The following is a 19,068-nucleotide window of genomic DNA, read 5'->3' on the forward strand; positions in this document are numbered from 1 at the left end:
GCGAACCCACTTCAGATTTCAACGCGGCAACAGATAACGCTCTATCGCCTGCACCACACCCTCCTCCACATTGCTGCCGGTGACCTGGTCGGCCCGGGCGCGCACGTCTTCACGCGCCTGCCCCATGGCGATGGACAGCCCGGCCACCTGGAACATCGCCAGGTCGTTGTGCCCGTCACCGATGGCCGCAGTCTGCTGCAGCCCGATGCCCAGGTGTTCGGCCAGCGTCTGCAGCGCGGCGCCCTTGTTGGCCTGCACGGCAGTAATGTCGAGGTAATAATCCTGGGAACGCGCCGCCAGGGCACGCCCCTGCAGACGCGCCGACAAGTCACCCTCGAGGCGCTTGAGCAAGTCGAAATCCGCACTGGAGGCCACGATCTTGTCGATGCGCGACAGGTACGGTTCGAAGCTGTCTACCGGCAATGGACCGTAACCCAGTGCGCTGCGTTCATGCTCGACGTACTCGCCCTGCTCATCGAGCAGCAGCCACTGGTCATCGGCGAACACCCAGACGTCGAGGTTTCGCGCGGCGAATTCGTCCAGGCACAGGCGCGCCGCCTGCGGGTCGATGGGGTGCGCCTGCAGCAGGCTGCCGTCGGGATTGACCAGGCTGCCGCCGTTGAATCCCGCGTACGGCAGGTCGATGCCCAGGGTCTCCACGACATGGCGCATGGCCCTGGGGGGACGGCTGCTGGCGACACTGAACGCCACCCCGGCCTCGCGCAGGCGCCTTACCGCGTCGATGGTCGCCGGGCTGAGCTGATGGTCAGGTTGCAATAACGTGCCGTCGAGGTCGGACAACAGCAGGCGGATGGGGCGCTGGAAAGACTCACCCATCGATCTGCCGCCATTCCCGGCCATCGTTGCGCAGCAGCTCGTCGGCCGCTTCCGGGCCACTGCCGCCAGCGATGTACGGCTGCACTTCCGGGTGCTTGGTCCAGGCGTCCAGGAACGGCTGCACGGCGCGCCAGCCGTTCTCGATGTTGTCGGCGCGCTGGAACAGCGTCTGGTCGCCGGTCAGGCAGTCATAGATCAGGGTTTCGTACCCGGTGGACGGGTGCATTTCGAAGAAGTCCTTGTAGGCGAAGCCCAGAGCGATGTCTTCCATGTCCAGGGTTGGGCCGGGACGCTTGGCGAACAGGTCGAACCACATGCCCTCGTTGGGCTGGATCTGGATGCGCAGGAAGTTGGGCCGCAGGCGGTCCACTTCGGTGTCGCGGAACTGCGCATAGGGCGCAGGCTTGAAGCAGATGGCGATTTCCGTGCTGCGCGTGCTCAGGCGCTTGCCGGTGCGCAGGTAGAACGGCACACCCACCCAGCGCCAGTTGTCGATCATCACCTTCAGCGCCACGTAGGTCTCGGTGTTGCTGTCTGGCTCGATACGCTCTTCCTGGCGGTAGCCGGCCAGCCCGGCGCTCTTGTTCTCGGTGTACTGGCCGCGTACCGAGTTGGCCAGCGCTTCCATCTCGCTCCAGGGTCGGATGGCACCGACCACCTTGGCTTTCTCGCCACGCACCGCATCAGCCCCAAAGGCCGCTGGCGGCTCCATGGCCACCATGGCCAGCAGCTGGAACAGGTGATTGGGCACCATGTCCCGCAGGGCGCCGGTGTTCTCGTAGAAACCGGCACGGGTACCGACCCCCACGGTTTCCGCCGCAGTGATCTGCACGTGATCGATGTAGTGGTTGTTCCAGAACGACTCGAACAGGCCGTTGGAGAAGCGGCTGACCAGAATGTTCTGGACGGTCTCCTTGCCCAGGTAATGGTCGATGCGATAGATCTGTCGCTCGCTCATGACCTTGAGCAGGCACTCGTTGAGGGCCACGGCGCTGGGCAGGTCCGAACCGAACGGCTTCTCCACCACGACGCGGCGAAACACCCCGTCGTCTTCCTGCAACAGCCCGGCCTTGCCCAGGCGTTGCGCGACTTCCGCGAAGAAGCGCGGCGCGGTGGCCAGGTAGAACGCCGCATTGCCGGTCGCGGTCTGCTCGATGCGCTCGCCAATGGCCTGATAGGTCGCATCGTCGAGGAAATCGCCCTGGATGTAGCTGATGCGCTTGGCCAGGCGCCCCCACAGCCGGGGGTCGAGCACCTCGCCCCCTTCGGCGTTCTTCTTCGCCCCCTCCTCGCGGATGAAGGCCTCCAGCTTGGCGGTGTATTCCTGGTCGGTGGCGGCGTTATGGTCGACGCCGACGATATGCAGGTTGTCGTCCACCAGGCCGTCGCGGGTCAGGTTGTACAGCGCTGGCATCAGCAAGCGCTTGACCAGGTCGCCATGAGCGCCGAACAGAAACAGGGTGGTCGGTGGAGCGACCTGCGGAGACTTCTCGGATTCGGAGCTCGGCGACAGACCCATTACTTGACCTCCTTGTGCCCACCGAAACCGAAGCGCATCGCCGACAGCACCTTGTCGGCATAGGTGGCCTGCTGTCGCGAACGGAAGCGCGCGAACAATGCACTGGACAGTACCGGCGCCGGAACCGCCTGCTCGATGGCCGCCTCGATGGTCCAGCGCCCTTCGCCGCTGTCGGCGACGGAGCCAGAGTAGGCATCCAGGTTCGGGTCACTGGCCAGGGCGTCGGCGGTCAGGTCCAGCAACCACGACGACACCACGCTGCCGCGCCGCCAGACTTCGGCGATATCGGCGACGTTCAAATCGAAGCGCTGCTCCGGGGGCAGGTGCTCGGAATTCTTCTGCTTGAGAATGTCGAAGCCCTCGGCGAAGGCCTGCATCATCCCGTACTCGATGCCGTTGTGGATCATCTTCACGTAATGACCAGAACCGGCCGGGCCGGCATGAATGTAGCCCTGCTCGGCACGGGGGTCAGCGGAGTTGCGGTCGCGGGTGCGGGGAATGTCGCCGATGCCCGGTGCCAGGGTGGCGAACAGCGGGTCGAGGCGTTCGACGATGGCCGCTTCGCCGCCGATCATCATGCAGTAGCCGCGCTCCAGGCCCCACACGCCACCGGAGGTGCCGACATCGACATAGTGCAAATCCTTGAGCATCAGCTCCTGCGCACGGCGGATGTCGTCCTTATAGAAGGTGTTGCCGCCGTCGATGATCACATCGTTCGGCTCCAGCAGTTGGCTCAGGGCCTCGATGGTCTGCTCGGTAGGCTCTCCGGCGGGCAGCATGACCCACACCGCACGCGGCGCCTGGAGCGCGGCCACCAGGCCGGCCAGGTCGGCTGCGGCCGTGGCACCTTCGGCGGCCAGGGTATTGCGCGAGGATTCGTCGCGGTCATAGACCACGGTGCTGTGGCCGGCCTTCATCAAGCGTCTGGCGATATTGCCGCCCATGCGGCCCAATCCAACGATCCCGAGTTGCATGAAGTGCTGCTCCTGGTACGAAATTTCAAAAGTAGGAATGCTTCACGTTATACGAAGCTTCAAGGCATGCAACTTAGTGTTACAGCGCCGCGCCAGGGTTCCCGGCGGGTGGAAATCCGTCATCGCGCCCGATTTCAGGGGCGTTGGCGGAAAATGAAGAAAAAGTCACCTGACCATGAAAAATAAAAAAGTTCCATTGTCGGGCAAAAGAAATCAGAATCGGAGCCGATAGAGGGGACGAGCAGCGGCTGGTCGGGGATCGATAGTCATTGCCAAGAGCCTTTCTGACGTTGAAACCGCCATTTGCGAGGTAAGCAATGGGTACTTTACTGCCAGCACTTGCACCACAAACCCTGTATGTCACCATCCGCCGCGACGAGCTGCGCGCCCTCAAAGAAGAACGCGCCCAGTTGCAGCACAAGCTCACCCAGATGACCCGCCTGCTGGAACAGTCCCAGTTCGGTGGTCCGGACAAGGCCCTGGCCTGATCCCGCTGCCCGGCAGGCTCGAACAGCCTGCCACCGCCCTTCCCGGCCCGCGTCCACGGGCCGTTCGAAGCCGTCGGCTTCAGAAGCTTCAGAGCCCCTTCTGCCAGAACAGCGCCCGCCCCATCTGCGGATCCAGCTGATAATCGTCGAAACCCTGCCTGCGATACGCCGCCTGCGCCGCCTCGTTGCCTTCCAGCACCTCCAGAGTCAGCTTGCAGCAACCGCGCTGCCGGGCGATCTCCTCGACCTTGGCGAGCATCTTCTGGCTGATGCCCTGGCCGCGATGGCTGTGCAGCACGACCACGTCATGAATGTTGACCAGCGGCCGGCAGGCGAACGTGGAGAAGCCTTCGAAGCAGTTGACCAGACCCACCGGCTCGCCAGCGACGAACGCCAGTACACTGAACGCATGGGGGCGCTTGGCCAGCTCACTGGCCAGTTGCTCGCGGATATCGGCTGGCAGCGACTGCCCACCGCCCATGACATCTTCGGCATAGTGGTTCAGCATTTCACCGATCGCATCGGCATGAACCGGATTGGTGTAGCTTGCTTGCAGGACCAGCACCTCAGGGCTTTGCATTGTCTTCCTCGATTCGAATCATGTGCTTCCGAGCTTGCTCGGCCGGCGATTCTAACGCGTCCTTGATGACTGTATTCCAATCGTTACGTAGGAATTTTCGACACGTGCACAAGAATCGCGCTCGATGTGCCCTGTGAAAAGGCATAGGAAATCATCGCGCACTCAACATGCCCCGCTGACGCTCACGCCCGCCCCGGTATCGGGCACCTGCGGACCCGATCCGACGACCGGTCGTCGCCTCCATGATGGCCTCTGCCCCGGCACTCTTGGGTGCAGTTCACCGGCTGCCTACCACACAAATGCGTATGCCCGTCGACCGCCAAGGCGCATGCCAGACATTTCGGCATAAAAAAGTCGAAACTTCTGAAAAACCGCCGGGTCATCTTCTTAGACACGCCTATGCTGAGGGATGACCTCGTAATCGGTGTCATCACCCTGTCCTTGAAGCTGCGGTAGACAGCAAAACGGGTATTGATCTTGCGTGACCTAGTGCACTGGGCCATAGGACCTGGCCGGAAGCACGCACGAAGCTGCAAACACACTGAGATTCAACGGGAGAACACGATGATAAGCGCCGCTGTGAAAACCCATCAGGGAGAGAGTTTTGGTCAGCCGGCCGGCGAGCTGAATCATCTACCACTACTGGGCAGGCCCCAGATGCCAGTACTTCACCTTCCCACCACACCCCAACTGCCAGAACACAGCATCTCGCAGGTCAACCGCCGCAAGGTGCTGTTCGTGACATCGGAAATGGCCGACCTGGTGAAAACCGGCGGCCTGGGCGACGTGTCCGCTGCCCTGCCGCGGGCCATGCGCCACTTGCATGACGTACGCGTGCTGATCCCCGGCTACCCGCAGGTCATCAACAGTGGCAACCCGATCCACATCATCAGTTCCCTGGGCGGCCATGCCGCCCTGCCGCCGTGCAAGATCGGCCGCATGGACATGAAGGACGGGCTGGTCATCTATGTGCTGATCTGCCCTGAACTGTACGAGCGTGAAGGCACCCCTTATGGCGACAGCCATGGCCGCGACTGGTCGGACAACCACATCCGCTTCGCCCGCCTGGGCCTGGCCGCCGCGGAGTTCGCCGCTGGTGCGGTGAAAACCCAATGGTGCCCGGAGCTGGTGCATGCCCATGACTGGCCTGCCGGCCTGGCCCCAGCCTACATGCGCTGGCGCGGCCAGGACACGCCAAGCATCTTCACCATCCACAACCTAGCCTACCAGGGCACCGTCAGCCCCACCGTCGCGCCTGAACTGGGCATTCCCGAGCAGGCCATGACCCCCGACGGCATGGAGTTCTACGGCAAGCTGTCGTTCATCAAGGCCGGCATGGCCTACGCCAGCCACATCACCACGGTGAGCGCCACCTATGCCCGGGAGATCACCACCCCGGCCTTCGGTTGTGGCCTGGAAGGCTTCCTGCAGAGCAAGGCCGACAAAGGTCAGCTCAGCGGCATCCCCAACGGTATCGACGCCAGCTGGGATGCGGCCACCGACAAGCATCTGATCTGCCACTTCGCGCCCAATGAATGGCTGCGCAAGGAAATCAACGCCGACTACGTTCGTGAACTGTTCGAACTGGAGCCTTCCAAAGGCCCGTTGTTCGCCGTGGTCTCGCGGCTGGTCTACCAGAAGGGCCTGGACCTGACCATCGGTGTGGCCGAACACATCGTCGCCAAGGGCGGCCAGATTGCCATTATCGGTCGCGGCGAACCCGAGGAAGAACAGGCCATGCGGGACCTGGCAGCGCGCTTCCCCGGCCGCATCAGCGTGCGCGTAGGCTTCAACGAAACCGATGCACGCCGCATGTTCGCCGGCAGCGACTTCCTGCTCATGCCGTCGCGCTACGAGCCCTGCGGCCTGAGCCAGATGTACGCCCAGCGCTTCGGTTCGCTGCCCGTGGCCCGCAACACCGGCGGCCTGGCCGACACCATCGAGGATGGCGTCACCGGCTTCCTGTTCGACGAGTCCACCGTCGAGAGCTACACCGAAGCGCTGAACCGGGCCTTCAAGGTCTTCGACAACACGGCACTGCTCAACGCCATGCGCTGCCGCGCCATGGCCGCGCCGTTCAACTGGCAGCAAGCCGTGGAACCCTATGCCGAGCTGTACCGGGAGCTGCTGAAGAAAAACCTGGGTGTCGCCCTGCACTACTGAAATCGATGAGGTCACGGATGCCACTGCGTACAGAACCTGACTGGCGCCACGGCGCCGTTCTACTGGACCCGCAACACACGCGTTTCGCCCTCTGGGCACCGGATGCGAAGGAAGTTTCTCTGGTTCTGGACGACGGTCAGCGGCTGGCGATGCCGGCCCTGGCTGATGGCTGGTTCGTCCTGGAAGCCGCCTGCAGTGCCGGCACGGGTTATCGCTTCGCCATCGACCAGCGCCTCGAAGTGCCTGACCCTGCCTCCAGGGCGCAGAACGGCGACGTGCACACGTCCAGCCGGGTCGTCGACCCTGCCGCTTACGCCTGGCAGCACAGCACCTGGCAAGGCAGGCCCTGGCACGAGGCAATCATCTACGAACTGCACGTCGGCGCCCTGGGCGGCTACGCCGGCGTCGAGCGGCAACTGCCGCGCCTGGCGGCCCTGGGCATCACGGCCATCGAGCTGATGCCGCTGGCGCAGTTCCCCGGCGACCGCAACTGGGGCTACGACGGCGTGCTGCCCTATGCGCCGCAGGCCTCGTATGGCACACCCGAACAGCTCAAGCAGCTCGTCGATACCGCTCACGGCCTGGGGCTGATGGTCATTCTCGACGTGGTCTATAACCACTTCGGCCCCGACGGCAACTACCTGGGCGAGTACGCCAGGGAGTTCTTCCGCGAAGACATCCATACGCCTTGGGGCGCCGCCATCGATTTTCGTCGGCCCGAAGTGCGCCGTTACTTCATCGACAACGCACTGATGTGGCTCAACGAGTACCGCTTCGACGGCCTGCGCATGGACGCCGTGCACGCCATCAACGACCCGCAGTTTCTCAAGGACTTCGCCCGCCAGGTGCGCGCGGCCATCGAGCCGGGCCGCCATGTATGGCTGAACCTGGAGAACGAATTCAACCAGGCCGGCCTGCTGGAGGAAGGCTTCGATGCGCAGTGGAACGACGATGGCCATAACACCCTGCACGTCCTGTTGACCGGCGAAACCGACGCCTACTACCAGGACTTCGCCCAGCAACCGACACGCAAGCTGGCAAGACTGCTCAGCGAAGGCTTCGTCTACCAGGGCCAGGCCAATCGGCATGGCGAAGCGCGCGGCGAGCCCAGTGCGCACCTGCCTCCCACGGCCTTCGTGCTGTTCCTGCAGAACCACGATCAGATCGGCAACCGCGCCCTGGGCGAGCGCCTGCCACGCCTGGCACCGGCGCAGGCGCTGCAGGCGGCCACCGCGCTGCTGTTGCTGGCGCCGATGATTCCGCTGATGTTCATGGGCGATGAATGGGCCGCCAGCGAGCCCTTCCTGTTCTTCACCAGCCACCATGGCGAGCTGGCCGATGCGGTGCGCGAAGGCCGTCGCAACGAATTCGCCGACTTCGCGGCCTTCAACGATCCACAGCGCCGCGAAGCGATTCCCGACCCCAACGACCCACGCACCTTCGAGGCCTCACGCCCGGCCCTGGCGGCACTCGACCTGGAAACCGACCAAGGCCTGGAGCACCGCCAGTGGCTGGCGCTCTACCAGCAGCTGCTGCAGATCCGCCATGCCGAGATCATTCCGCGCCTGCCCGGCGCCTTCGCCCTGGGCACCGAAGTGCTCGCCGATGGCGCGGTCAGCGCACGCTGGCGCATGGGCGATGGCCAGGTGCTGCGCATCGATCTGAACCTTGGCGCACAGCCGCTCGCCCTGCCGCGCCCGGCGGCCGAACGCTGCCTGTGGCGCAGCCCGGCACATTCGACAGAACCTTCGCAACACGGTGTCCTCGAACCCTGGACGGCCATTGTCAGCCTGTCGCAGCAAGACTCAGCGGAGATTCAGGATGAGCAATGAGCAACTGGAGAAACTGGCGACCGCAGTGGGTGTGTCGGTGCATTGGGTCGACGCCAACGCCCGCCCGCAGACCGTCAGCCCCGAAGTGTTGTGCAACGTACTCGAAGCCCTCGGCTACCCGGCCGGCAGCCGCGAAGCCATCGACGCCAGCCTGCAGCGCCTGCAGACCGAACGCCACGGTGGCAGCGCCCCGCCGCTGCTGACCGTCGACGCTGACAGCCCCCTGAACCTGTCGGCCTGGTTCGCCCCGCATACGCCATTCACCCTGCATCTGGAAGACGGTGCGTCGATCAACTCGGTGCTGGATGCGCAGGCCGTGTTGCCGGCTCTGGCACCGGTGGGCTACCAACAACTGGAGATCGATGGCCAGCAGCTGACCATCGCCGTGGCACCACGCACCTGCTACAGCATGGCCATGGCCTGCAAGGACGACACCCCGCGGGCCTGGGGCCTGACCACTCAGGTCTACAGCCTGCGCCGTGAAGGTGACGGCGGGTTCGGTGATACCCAGGCCCTTGAGAACCTGGTGCGCAGCGCCGGTGAACGCGGCGCCGACGCCCTGGCGATCAGCCCGATGCACGCGATGTTCGCCGACGACCCGCAGCGCTACAGCCCCTACTCGCCTTCCAGCCGACTGTTTTTCAATGCGCTGTACGCCTCCCCCGGCACCCTGCTCGGCGAACGCGCCTGGCGCCAGGCCATCGAAGACAGTGGCGTGGCCGACGAGTTGCAGCGCCTTGAAGCGTTGCCACTGATCGACTGGCCAGCGGCGGCCGCCGCCAAATGGCGGGCCCTGCGCAAGCTCTACGAGGCGTTCAGTGCCGGCACGCATCCCTTGCAGGAGGACTTCGCCAGCTTCCGCCACGCCGGTGGCGAAGCCCTGGAGAATCACTGCCGTTTCGAAGCCATTCGCGAGTCCGCCGCCAGCCTGAACATCAGCGCCAACTGGCACGAATGGCCGGAAGATTTCAAGCAGCCGCGCAGCCAGGCGGTATCGCTGTTCGCCGCCGCCCACGCGGGGGACATCGGCTTTCACGCCTTCGTGCAATGGCTGATCGCCCGCGGCCTGGAGCGCACCCAGACCGCCGCCCGTGCCGCCGGCATGCGTATCGGCCTGATCGCTGACCTGGCCGTGGGTGCCGATGGCGCCGGCAGCCAGGCCTGGAGCCGCCAGGACGAGCTGCTTTCGGCGCTCACCGTAGGCGCGCCACCGGACGTGCTCAACCGCCAGGGGCAGAGCTGGGGCATCTCGGCGTTTTCGCCCGAAGGTCTCAAGCGCAACGGCTTTCGTGCCTTCATCGAGATGCTGCGGGCCAGCTTCGCGCATGCCGGCGGGCTGCGTATCGACCATGTGATGGGCCTGCAACGCCTGTGGGTGATCCCGGTCGGCGCGTCGCCCAAGGAAGGCGCCTACCTCAATTTCCCGCTGGACGACATGCTGCGTCTGCTGTGCCTGGAGTCCTGGCGGCACAAGGCGATCGTGCTCGGCGAAGACCTCGGCACGGTGCCCGAAGGCTTGCATGACAAGCTGTCGAGCCGCGCCATTCTGGGCATGCGCGTCTTGCTGTTCGAACAGCAGCATGGCCAGTTCAAGCCGATTCTCGACTGGTCTGCCGATGCCTTGGCCACCACCAGCACCCACGACCTGCCGACCCTGGCCGGCTGGATCAACGAGCTGGACATCGAGTGGCACAGCCGCCTGGGGCATGTCGATGCCCAGGCCGAACGCCACTGGCGTGAAGAGCGCAGCCGCGAATACGACGGCCTGCGCCATGCCTTGAGCCAGAACAACCAAGGCTTTGCGGCTGACACCGAGGACAGCGCGCTGATCATCGATGCCAGCATCCGTTACCTGGGGCACACCCGCGCGCCGCTGGTGCTGCTGCCGGTCGAAGATGCCCTGGGCGTGCTGGAGCAGGCCAACCTGCCGGGCACGGTAGACAGCCATCCCAACTGGCGGCGCCGACTGCCCGCCGCCAGCCACACCCTGCTGGACCAGGAAGACGCTGCCCGACGCCTGGAACTGCTTTCCCAGGCGCGTCAGCAAGCTGCGGAGCGTGACCGATGAACCCCCACCCCCCAATGACTCTGCGTGCCACCCAACGCCTGCAGTTCCACAAAGGCTTCACCCTCGACGACGCCGTCGAATGGGTGCCCTACTTCGCCAGCCTGGGCATCAGCCACCTCTATGCGTCGCCGCTGCTCAAGGCCAGGGCCGGCTCGATGCACGGCTACGATGTGGTCGACCCGACCCTGATCAACCCCGAACTGGGCGGCGAAGACGCCCTGCGCCGCCTGGTGGCGACCCTGCGCGAGCACGGCATGGGGCTGATTCTCGATATCGTCTCCAACCACATGGCGGTCGGCGGTGCCGACAACCCCTGGTGGCTGGACCTGCTGGAATGGGGGCGCGGCAGCCCCTATGCGAGCTTCTTCGACATCCAGTGGCACTCGCCAGACCCGCTGCTCAAGGGCCAACTGCTGCTGCCGTTCCTCGGCAGCGACTACGGTGCCGCGCTGCAGGCCGGGGAGATCCCGTTGCGCCTGGATGCCGAGGCCGGGCGCCTGTACATCGAGCATTACGAGCATCACTTCCCGATCTGCCCCACCAGCTATGGCGCCGTGTTCAAGGGCTGTGGCGACGACGGCCTGCAGACCCTGGCAGAGGCATTCGACGCGCTGGCGGAATTTCCTCAGGCCTATGAGCGAGCACGGCAACTGCGCCACAAGCTGACCGAGCGCCTGCGCGATCCGGCGGCCGCCAAGGCCGCGCAACAGGCCCTGGAACGCTTCGACTCACGCCAGCCCGAGGGTTTCCAGCGCCTGCATCGGTTGCTCGAGGACCAGCATTACCGGCTGGCCAGCTGGCGTACCGCCGGCGATGACATCAACTGGCGGCGCTTCTTCGACATCAACGAACTGGGCGGCTTGCGCGTCGAACGCCCGGCAGTGTTCGAGGCCACCCACGGCAAGATCTTCCAACTGGTCGCCGAGGGCCTGGTGGACGGCCTGCGTATCGACCACGTCGACGGTCTGGCCGACCCGCGTGGCTACTGCCGCAAACTGCGCCGTCGTGTTCAGGGCCTGCTGGCCCAGCGGCCGGAAGAGGCGCGCCTCGAACACCTGCCGATCTATGTCGAAAAGATCCTCGGCGCCGACGAAAGCCTGCGCCAGGATTGGGGCGTGGACGGCACCACCGGCTACGAATTCATGAACCAGGTGTCGCTGCTGCAACACGATCCGGACGGCGAGGCGCCACTGGCTGAACTGTGGAGCCGCATCAGCGAACGCAGCGCCTGCTTCGCCGACGAGGAACGGGTGGCCCGCGACCTGGTGTTGCATGGCAGCCTGGCCGGCGATTTCGAAAATGTCGCCCAGGCCTTGCTGCAAGTGGCACGCAGCGACCTGATGAGCCGCGACCTGACCTTGGGCGCGATCCGTCGCGCACTCTTGGCCCTGGTCTGCCATTTTCCGGTGTACCGCACCTACATCAGCGTGTGCGGCCGCAGTCGTGAAGACGAACGCGTCTTCCAGCAGGCCATGGAGGGCGCGCGCAATACCCTGAACGAAGGTGACTGGCCGGTGCTCGACTGGCTGCAGCGCTGGTTGGGCGGCACTGCCTGGCGTTCGCTGCCCAGAGGCAAGCTGCGCAAGCTTTACCGCAACGCCTGCGTGCGCTTCCAGCAGCTGACCTCGCCAGTAGCCGCCAAATCGGTGGAAGACACCTCGTTCTATCGCTCGGCGGTGCTGCTGTCGCGCAACGACGTAGGCTTCCATCCAGGGCACTTCAGCGCCTCGCCCGAGGCGTTTCACCAGGCCTGCCAGCAACGCCTGGCACAGTTCCCCGACAACCTGCTGGCCACCGCCACCCACGATCACAAGCGCGGCGAAGACACCCGTGCGCGCCTGGCGGTGCTCAGCGAGCTTGCCGGCTGGTACGGCGAGCAGGTCGAGCGCTGGCGGCAGCTGGCACAGCCGCTCAAGGACGGCGACGTGCTCATCAGTGGTGGCGACGAACTGATGCTCTACCAGGCGCTGCTGGGCAGCTGGCCGCTGGAGCTTGGAGGCGAGGCGGCGACCCGGGAATACCTGGAACGCCTGCTGCGCTGGCAGGAAAAGGCCCTGCGCGAAGCCAAGCTGCAGAGCAACTGGTCGGCGCCCAACCAGGCCTATGAAAGTGCCTGCCGCGGCTTCCTGGAACGCCTGCTGCTGGCCGACGAAGCCCAGTCGCTGCGTCAGTCGCTGGGCGCCACTGCGCAGCGCATCGCCGTGGCTGGCGCGCTGAACAGCCTGACCCAGGCGCTGCTGCGCGTGACCGTACCCGGCGTGCCCGACCTTTACCAGGGTGCCGAGTTCTGGGACTTCAGCCTGGTCGACCCGGATAATCGCCGCCCGGTGGACTACGGCCTGCGCCGCCAGGCACTGGCAGAGCAAGGCTCGGCGGCCGAGCTGCTGAGCCACTGGCGCAATGGCCAGGTCAAACAGGTGCTCATCGCCAGGGCCTTGCAGCAACGCGCCGCGCACCCCGAGCTGTTCGCCAGGGGCGACTATGTACCGCTTCAGGTCAGCGGCCAGCATGCCGCGCAGGTGCTGGCCTTCGCTCGTGTGGCTGAAGGCCAGCGGGCCATCGTGATCGTGCCGCGCACTTTCTCTGAACTATTGGGGAATGCGCCAACTCCATTCATACAGGCCGATAGCTGGGGCGACACGCGGATTGCGCTGCCCTTCGCCGAACCTGGTCGGACCTGGCAAGGCCTGTTCGGCGAACGTCTGGCCATGAGCGATAAGGAGCTGCCGCTCAGCACAGCGCTCAAGGAATTTTCCGTAAACCTGTTCATTCAAAACCAGTGATACCCGGGAGTGTCGAGATGAGTGCCGACGAAAAGAGAATCCGCGAATTTGCGTATCAGATATGGGAATCGGAGGGTCGGCCCCACGGCCAGGATGCGCGTCATTGGGAAATGGCCCGCAAGCTGGCCGAGGCCGAAGCGCTGGCCCCTGACAAGACCGCAGCACGCAGCGCCAGCAAGCCGAAGCTGCCCAAGGTCGATGGCCCCGCCGACACCAAGCCGGCGGCCAAGCCCAAGACCGCCAGCGCTGCCAAGCCAGCCGCCAAGGCCACCGCGAAACCTGCCGCCAAGCCAAAGCCGGCACCTGCCGCCGCCAGCGGCGAAACAGCCAAGCCTGCCGCGGTGAAAAAACCGCGCAAGCCCGCCGCCTCTTGACCCCGGCGGTGCCGCAGCGTCAGGCCCTGCGAGGGGCCATCGACCCTGCGGCACCCTTCAACACATTGTCCAGTTCAGCCGTGCCGCGCCCGTTGGCGATGGCATTGGTTTCGGCCGCCCGGAATTCATCTGTTTTCAGGAAATCACCATGAGCACCTCGTCCCAGAAAAATGCCCCCGACACTGCTGAGTACAAACCCTTGGGCCCGCGTATTCGCGAAGGACTGCCCTTCCCCCTGGGCGCCAACTGGGACGGCCTGGGCGTCAATTTCGCGCTGTTTTCCGCCAACGCCACCAAGGTCGAGCTATGCCTGTTCGATGCCACCGGCGAGATCGAGCTTGAGCGCATCGAGCTGCCCGAATACACCGACGAGATCTATCACGGCTACCTGCCCGACGCGCATCCGGGGCTGGTCTACGGCTATCGCGTACACGGCCCCTACGATCCGCGCAACGGCCACCGTTTCAACCCCAACAAGCTGTTGATCGACCCCTATGCCAAGCAACTGGTCGGTCAGCTGAAATGGTCCGAGTCGCTGTTCGGCTACACCATCGGCCACGCGGATGGCGACCTGAGCTTCGACGAACGCGACAGCGCGCCCTTCGTGCCCAAGAGCAAGGTCATCGACCCGGCCTACACCTGGGGCCGTGACCAGCGGGTCGGCACCCCCTGGGACAAGACCATCCTCTATGAAACCCACGTACGGGGTTACACCAAACTGCACCCAGCGGTGCCGGAAGAGCTCAAGGGCACCTTCCTCGGCCTGAAGGTGCCGGAGGTCATCGACCACGTTCGCAAGCTGGGCGTCACGTCGGTGGAGTTCCTGCCGATCCATGCCTTCGTCAACGACCAGCACCTGTTGCAGAAGGGCATGACCAACTACTGGGGCTACAACAGCATCGCCTTCTTCGCTCCGGACCCGCGCTACCTGGCCCACGGCAAGATCGCCGAGTTCAAGGAAATGGTCGCGCACTTCCACAAGGCCGGACTGGAGGTGATTCTCGACGTGGTCTACAACCACACCGCCGAAGGCAACGAACTGGGCCCGACCCTGTCGATGCGCGGTATCGACAACGCCTCCTACTACCGCCTGATGCCCGACGACAAGCGCTACTACATCAACGATTCGGGCACCGGCAACACCCTGGACCTCAGCCACCCCTGCGTGCTCCAGATGGTCACCGACTCGCTGCGCTACTGGGCCTCGGAGATGCACGTCGACGGCTTCCGCTTCGATCTGGCAACCATTCTGGGCCGCTACCACGACGGTTTCGACGAGCGCCACAGCTTCCTGGTCGCCTGCCGCCAGGACCCGGTGCTGCGCCAGGTGAAGCTGATCGCCGAACCCTGGGACTGTGGCCCCGGCGGCTATCAGGTCGGCGGCTTCCCGCCGGGTTGGATGGAATGGAACGACAAGTTCCGCGACACCGTGCGCGCCTTCTGGAAGGGCGATGAGGGTCAGCTGGCCGATTTCGCCGCACGCCTGACCGCTTCGGGGCACATGTTCAACCAGCGCGGGCGCCGGCCACAGGCCTCGGTGAACTTCATCACCGCCCACGACGGCTTCACCCTGCATGACCTAGTCTCGTACAACGACAAGCACAACGAAGCCAACGACGAGAACAACCAGGACGGCAGCAACAACAACCTGTCGTGGAACCATGGCGTCGAAGGCCCCACCGATGACGTCGAGATCAACACCCTGCGCCTGCGCCAGATGCGCAACTTCTTCGCCACCCTGCTACTGGCCCAGGGCACGCCAATGATGGTCGCCGGCGACGAGTTCGCCCGCACCCAGCACGGCAACAACAACGCCTACTGCCAGGACAGCGAGATCGGCTGGGTGAACTGGAACCTCGACAGCGACGGCGAGGCCCTGCTGAAGTTCGTCAAGCGCGTGATCAAGCTGCGCCAGAGCTACCCGATCCTGCGCCGCAGCCGCTTCCTGGTCGGCGACTACAACGAGGAGATCGGCGTCAAGGACGTGACCTGGCTGGCCCCGGACGGCAATGAGATGAGCGTCGAGCAATGGCATGACCGCAACGGCCGTTGCCTGGGCATGCTGATGGACGGCCGTGCCCAGGAAACCGGTATTCGTCGTCCCGGCTCGGACGCCACCCTGCTGCTGGTGGTCAACGCCCACCACGAAGGCGTGGACTTCACCCTGCCGGAGGTGCCGGAGGGCACGCACTACACCTGCCTGATCGACACCAACCTGGAGGACACCCCGCGTAAGCAGCGTCTGGATTTCGGCACGCGCTACACCGTCACGCCGCGGTCCCTGTTGCTGTTCGGCGTGCAGCACGAAGACCAGGAGTGACCGCCATGCTCGAGTCCTTCTTCAGCGAGCGTGACTTCACCCAGGCCGGCTGCGCCGAGCTGGGCGAGAGCCTGCGGGAGATGGTGCGCATGGGTCTGGCCGAGCTGCCGTTGCCAGCCGGTGGGCAGACGCTGGCGCGCTGGCAGGCGCTGGCCAGTGTCGCGGGCCAGGACCTGCGGCTGTGCAAGCTGTACGAAGGGCACACCGATGCGCTGGCGATCATGCACGAACTCGCCGCCCCCGCCGTGCCTCAGGGTTCCACCTGGGGCATGTGGGCCGCCGAACCACCGCAGGCCCGCCTGCGGGTCAGCGGCACGCCGCAGGCTGTGCAGCTCGATGGCCTGAAAGCCTGGTGCAGCGGCGCGGCGGTACTCAGCCATGCGCTGGTCACCGCCTGGGACGAGCAGGAGCGCCAGCAACTGGTGGCGGTACCGCTCGCCCAGGCCGGCGTAGAGGTGACGGAAAACGGCTGGTGCGCGGTGGGCATGGATGCCACTGCCAGTGTCGAGGTGCGCTTCGAACGCGCCATGGGCTGGGCGGTCGGCGAGCCGGGGGACTACCTGAACCGTCCGGGCTTCTGGCATGGCGCGGTAGGTATCGCCGCCTGCTGGTATGGCGCGGCGCGGGCATTGGCCCTGCACCTGCCAGAACAACTCGGTGGCCGCGAAGAACCCCATGCGCTGGCCCACCTGGGGGCCGTGGATGCCGCGCTGTACAGTGCCGCCCGGGTTCTGCAGGGCGCCGCCCGCCAGCTCGACGACCGCCCCGTTGATGATTGCGAACAACTGGCGCGGCGCTGCCGGGCCAGCGTCGAAGCCTGCGTCGAGGAGGTCATCGCGCATGTTGGCCGTGCCCTCGGCGCCGGCCCCTATTGCAAGAATGCCCGCTTTGCCCGCCTGGCCGCCGACCTGCCGGTGTTCCTGCGCCAGAGCCACGCCGAGCGGGACCTGGCGGTGCTGGGCAAACTGGCTATCGACCACGACTCGACGCGGGACTGGCGCCTATGACTGAAGGGTTCGTAGTAGGCAGTGAACCTGAAGCACGCGGTACTCCACTCTCGGCCTGGCAAGGCTCGGCAAAACTGGCGGCGCTACCGGCCACCAGCGCCGACCTGCTGGTGCCCGCCGGCTGCCGGGCAGTGATCGTCGCTCCGCACCCGGATGACGAAGTGCTGGGCTGTGGCGGGCTGATGAGCCAGTTGCAGCAGTTGCAGCGCCCGATCCTGCTGATTTCGGTCACCGACGGCACCGCCAGCCATCCTGGTTCGTCGTTGTGGCCGGAACAACGCCTGGCCCATGAACGCCCCCGGGAAAGCGCCGAAGCCCTGCGCCTGCTGGGCTTGCCCGATGACCTGCAGTGGCGGCGCGCCGGCTTGCCGGATGGCGCCGTGGCCGCTCACCTGACTGAGCTGGAGACGCTGCTGCTGGAGCACTTGCAAGTCACCGACGTGGTGTTCACCACCTGGAGCGGCGACGGCCACCCTGATCACGAGGCGACCGGCCGCGCCTGCGCAAGCGCCTGCCTGCACAGCGGCGCGCGCTTGGTGGAGTTTCCTTTGTGGGCCTGGCATTGGGCGACCCCGGAAGACCCGCGCGTGCCTTGGGAACGCGCGCGCAAGGTGCTGCTCGACCCCGCCTTGCTGGAGCTCAAGCGCCAGGCAGCGCACGCCTTTTTCAGCCAGCGGGTGGGTGACCCCGGTATCGGCCTGGATCCGGTGCTGCCCGACTGGGCCCTGGCGCGCCTGCTGCAACCTTTCGAAGTGGTGCTGCTATGAGCGTGACCGACGAGTATTTCGAGGCGCTGTTTCGCGATAACGACGATCCCTGGTCGTTTCGCCAGCGCTGGTATGAACGTCGCAAGCGTGCCCTGACCATGTCGTGCCTGCCACGCGCGCACTATCGCTCGGTATTCGAGCCGGGCTGCGCCAATGGTGAGCTTAGCGCGGAGCTGGCCAGCCGTTGCGGCCGCCTGCTGGGCTGTGACACCTCGCCCCGCGCCGTGGAGCTGGCCCGCAAGCGCCTGGCAGCCTTTCCACACGCCAGCGTGATGCAAGGCCGCCTGCCGCAGGACTGGCCACCGGGGCCCTTCGACCTGATCGTGCTCAGCGAGCTGTGTTACTACCTCGACGAGCACGACCTGCACGCCCTGCTCCAGCATGCCGTGGCCTCGCTCAGCGACGACGGGCAACTGCTGGCTTGCCACTGGCGGCCGCACATTGAGGGTTGCCCACTGGACGCCGAACAGGTTCACCGCATCCTTGGCGAGTACCTGCCCCTGCAACGGATCTGCACGCACCGCGAGCCGGACTTCCTGCTGGAAGTCTTCGGCCACGAGGCGGCTTCAATAGCGCAACAGGAGTTCGACCATGATCGGCGTGCTTATCCCTGTCCACAATGAAGAACGACACCTGAACCTGTGCCTGGCCAGCGTGCAGCTGGCAGCGGTGCATCCCGGCCTGCTAGGTGAGCCTGTGCAGATTCTGGTGATACTGGACAGCTGCACCGACGCTTCGGCGATGATCGCCCGCAATCGCGGAGTGATGACCTTGGAGGTCAATGCGCGCAATGTGGGCCAAGCTCGTCGCGCCGGCGCCCTGGCGTTGCTCGACCAGGGCGCACGCTGGCTCGCCTGCACTGACGGCGACAGCCGGGTGGCCGATGACTGGTTGTATGAGCAACTGGCGCTGCAGGCCGATGCGGTGTGCGGTACGGTGACTCCTGATGACTGGCATGAGGATTATCCTGCCGACGCCCGGGCCGAATACCATCGCCGCTACCAGCAGCGCGACGGGCATCGGCACATCCACGGCGCCAACCTGGGCTTCAGTGCCCAGGCCTATCGGGGCGCAGGCGGCTTTCCCGCGTTGAGCTGTCATGAGGACGTGCATCTGGTTCGCCAGTTGGAGCTTACCGGCGCGCGCATTGCCTGGAGCTGCCGCCCCAGGGTGATCACCAGCGCCCGCCTCGACCCCCGCGCGCAAGGCGGTTTCGGCGACTACCTGCGCTCGCTGCCGGCCTGAACGGCCGCCGATGACGCGACGAAAGGCCTGTAGGAGCGGCTTCAGCCGCGAAATCGCGAGGAAATTCACTGCATCTGCTGTGAACATGCGCTCAATTCGCGGCTGAAGCCG

15 protein-coding genes are annotated in these 19,068 nt (G+C 65.4%); 11 read left to right on the forward strand and 4 right to left on the reverse strand.

Going from position 1 to position 19,068, the window contains the following annotated elements; genetic code table 11:
- Positions 1–18: 18 nt before the first annotated feature.
- The 3 genes from RRX38_RS04385 to gnd are packed head-to-tail and all read right to left on the reverse strand — an operon-like array spanning position 19 to position 3,354.
- Complete coding sequence (locus tag RRX38_RS04385; protein WP_315961698.1) at positions 19–837, reverse strand: HAD family hydrolase; 819 nt, start codon at positions 835–837, stop codon at positions 19–21.
- Positions 830–2,356, reverse strand: coding sequence for a glucose-6-phosphate dehydrogenase (gene zwf, locus RRX38_RS04390; protein WP_295474693.1), 1,527 nt, complete (start codon positions 2,354–2,356; stop codon positions 830–832). Before zwf ends, RRX38_RS04385 begins: the two co-directional genes overlap by 8 nt.
- Positions 2,356–3,354, reverse strand: coding sequence for a phosphogluconate dehydrogenase (NAD(+)-dependent, decarboxylating) (gene gnd / locus RRX38_RS04395; protein WP_315962634.1), 999 nt, complete (start codon positions 3,352–3,354; stop codon positions 2,356–2,358). The genes zwf and gnd overlap by 1 nt, the downstream gene beginning before the upstream one ends.
- Before the next feature lie 293 nt (positions 3,355–3,647).
- Here gnd and RRX38_RS04400 point away from each other — a divergent pair, with 293 nt between their 5' ends.
- On the forward strand, positions 3,648–3,818 hold the full coding sequence (locus RRX38_RS04400; RefSeq protein WP_295474695.1) for a DUF6026 family protein: 171 nt from the start codon (positions 3,648–3,650) through the stop codon (positions 3,816–3,818).
- An 88-nt stretch (positions 3,819–3,906) separates the two neighbouring features.
- Here RRX38_RS04400 and RRX38_RS04405 read toward each other — a convergent pair whose 3' ends face one another.
- Entirely contained in the window at positions 3,907–4,398 is a 492-nt protein-coding gene (locus RRX38_RS04405) for a GNAT family N-acetyltransferase (protein ID WP_315961699.1), read from the reverse strand.
- Positions 4,399–4,962: 564 nt separating this feature from the next.
- On the opposite strand from RRX38_RS04405, the gene glgA reads away from it, so the two are divergent.
- From glgA to RRX38_RS04455, 10 genes are all read left to right on the forward strand, one after another.
- A complete protein-coding gene (gene glgA / locus RRX38_RS04410) occupies positions 4,963–6,561 on the forward strand; it encodes a glycogen synthase GlgA (protein ID WP_315961700.1) in 1,599 nt (532 codons plus the stop codon).
- 17 nt (positions 6,562–6,578) lie between these two features.
- The gene (gene treZ, locus RRX38_RS04415) at positions 6,579–8,393 is read left to right on the forward strand and encodes a malto-oligosyltrehalose trehalohydrolase (RefSeq protein WP_315961701.1); all 1,815 of its coding nucleotides are present in this window, start codon (positions 6,579–6,581) and stop codon (positions 8,391–8,393) included.
- On the forward strand, positions 8,383–10,461 hold the full coding sequence (gene malQ / locus RRX38_RS04420) for a 4-alpha-glucanotransferase (protein WP_315961702.1): 2,079 nt from the start codon (positions 8,383–8,385) through the stop codon (positions 10,459–10,461). The genes treZ and malQ overlap by 11 nt, the downstream gene beginning before the upstream one ends.
- Positions 10,458–13,244 (forward strand): malto-oligosyltrehalose synthase, encoded by a 2,787-nt coding sequence (locus RRX38_RS04425; protein ID WP_315961703.1) that lies wholly within the window; start codon positions 10,458–10,460, stop codon positions 13,242–13,244. The genes malQ and RRX38_RS04425 overlap by 4 nt, the downstream gene beginning before the upstream one ends.
- 17 nt (positions 13,245–13,261) lie before the next feature.
- Positions 13,262–13,618, forward strand: coding sequence for a DUF2934 domain-containing protein (locus tag RRX38_RS04430; protein ID WP_315961704.1), 357 nt, complete (start codon positions 13,262–13,264; stop codon positions 13,616–13,618).
- A gap of 148 nt (positions 13,619–13,766) precedes the next feature.
- Complete coding sequence (gene glgX, locus RRX38_RS04435; protein WP_315961705.1) at positions 13,767–15,938, forward strand: glycogen debranching protein GlgX; 2,172 nt, start codon at positions 13,767–13,769, stop codon at positions 15,936–15,938.
- Positions 15,939–15,943: 5 nt separating this feature from the next.
- Positions 15,944–16,945, forward strand: a complete 1,002-nt coding sequence (locus RRX38_RS04440) for an acyl-CoA dehydrogenase (protein WP_315961706.1) — start codon at positions 15,944–15,946, stop codon at positions 16,943–16,945.
- Positions 16,942–17,712, forward strand: a complete 771-nt coding sequence (locus RRX38_RS04445; protein ID WP_315961707.1) for a PIG-L family deacetylase — start codon at positions 16,942–16,944, stop codon at positions 17,710–17,712. The genes RRX38_RS04440 and RRX38_RS04445 overlap by 4 nt, the downstream gene beginning before the upstream one ends.
- The gene (locus RRX38_RS04450) at positions 17,709–18,335 is read left to right on the forward strand and encodes a class I SAM-dependent methyltransferase (RefSeq protein ID WP_315961708.1); all 627 of its coding nucleotides are present in this window, start codon (positions 17,709–17,711) and stop codon (positions 18,333–18,335) included. The genes RRX38_RS04445 and RRX38_RS04450 overlap by 4 nt, the downstream gene beginning before the upstream one ends.
- On the forward strand, positions 18,304–18,957 hold the full coding sequence (locus RRX38_RS04455) for a glycosyltransferase (protein ID WP_315961709.1): 654 nt from the start codon (positions 18,304–18,306) through the stop codon (positions 18,955–18,957). The genes RRX38_RS04450 and RRX38_RS04455 overlap by 32 nt, the downstream gene beginning before the upstream one ends.
- Positions 18,958–19,068 lie beyond the last annotated feature (111 nt).

The organism is Pseudomonas sp. DTU_2021_1001937_2_SI_NGA_ILE_001 (assembly GCF_032463525.1).
GTDB lineage: Bacteria > Pseudomonadota > Gammaproteobacteria > Pseudomonadales > Pseudomonadaceae > Aquipseudomonas.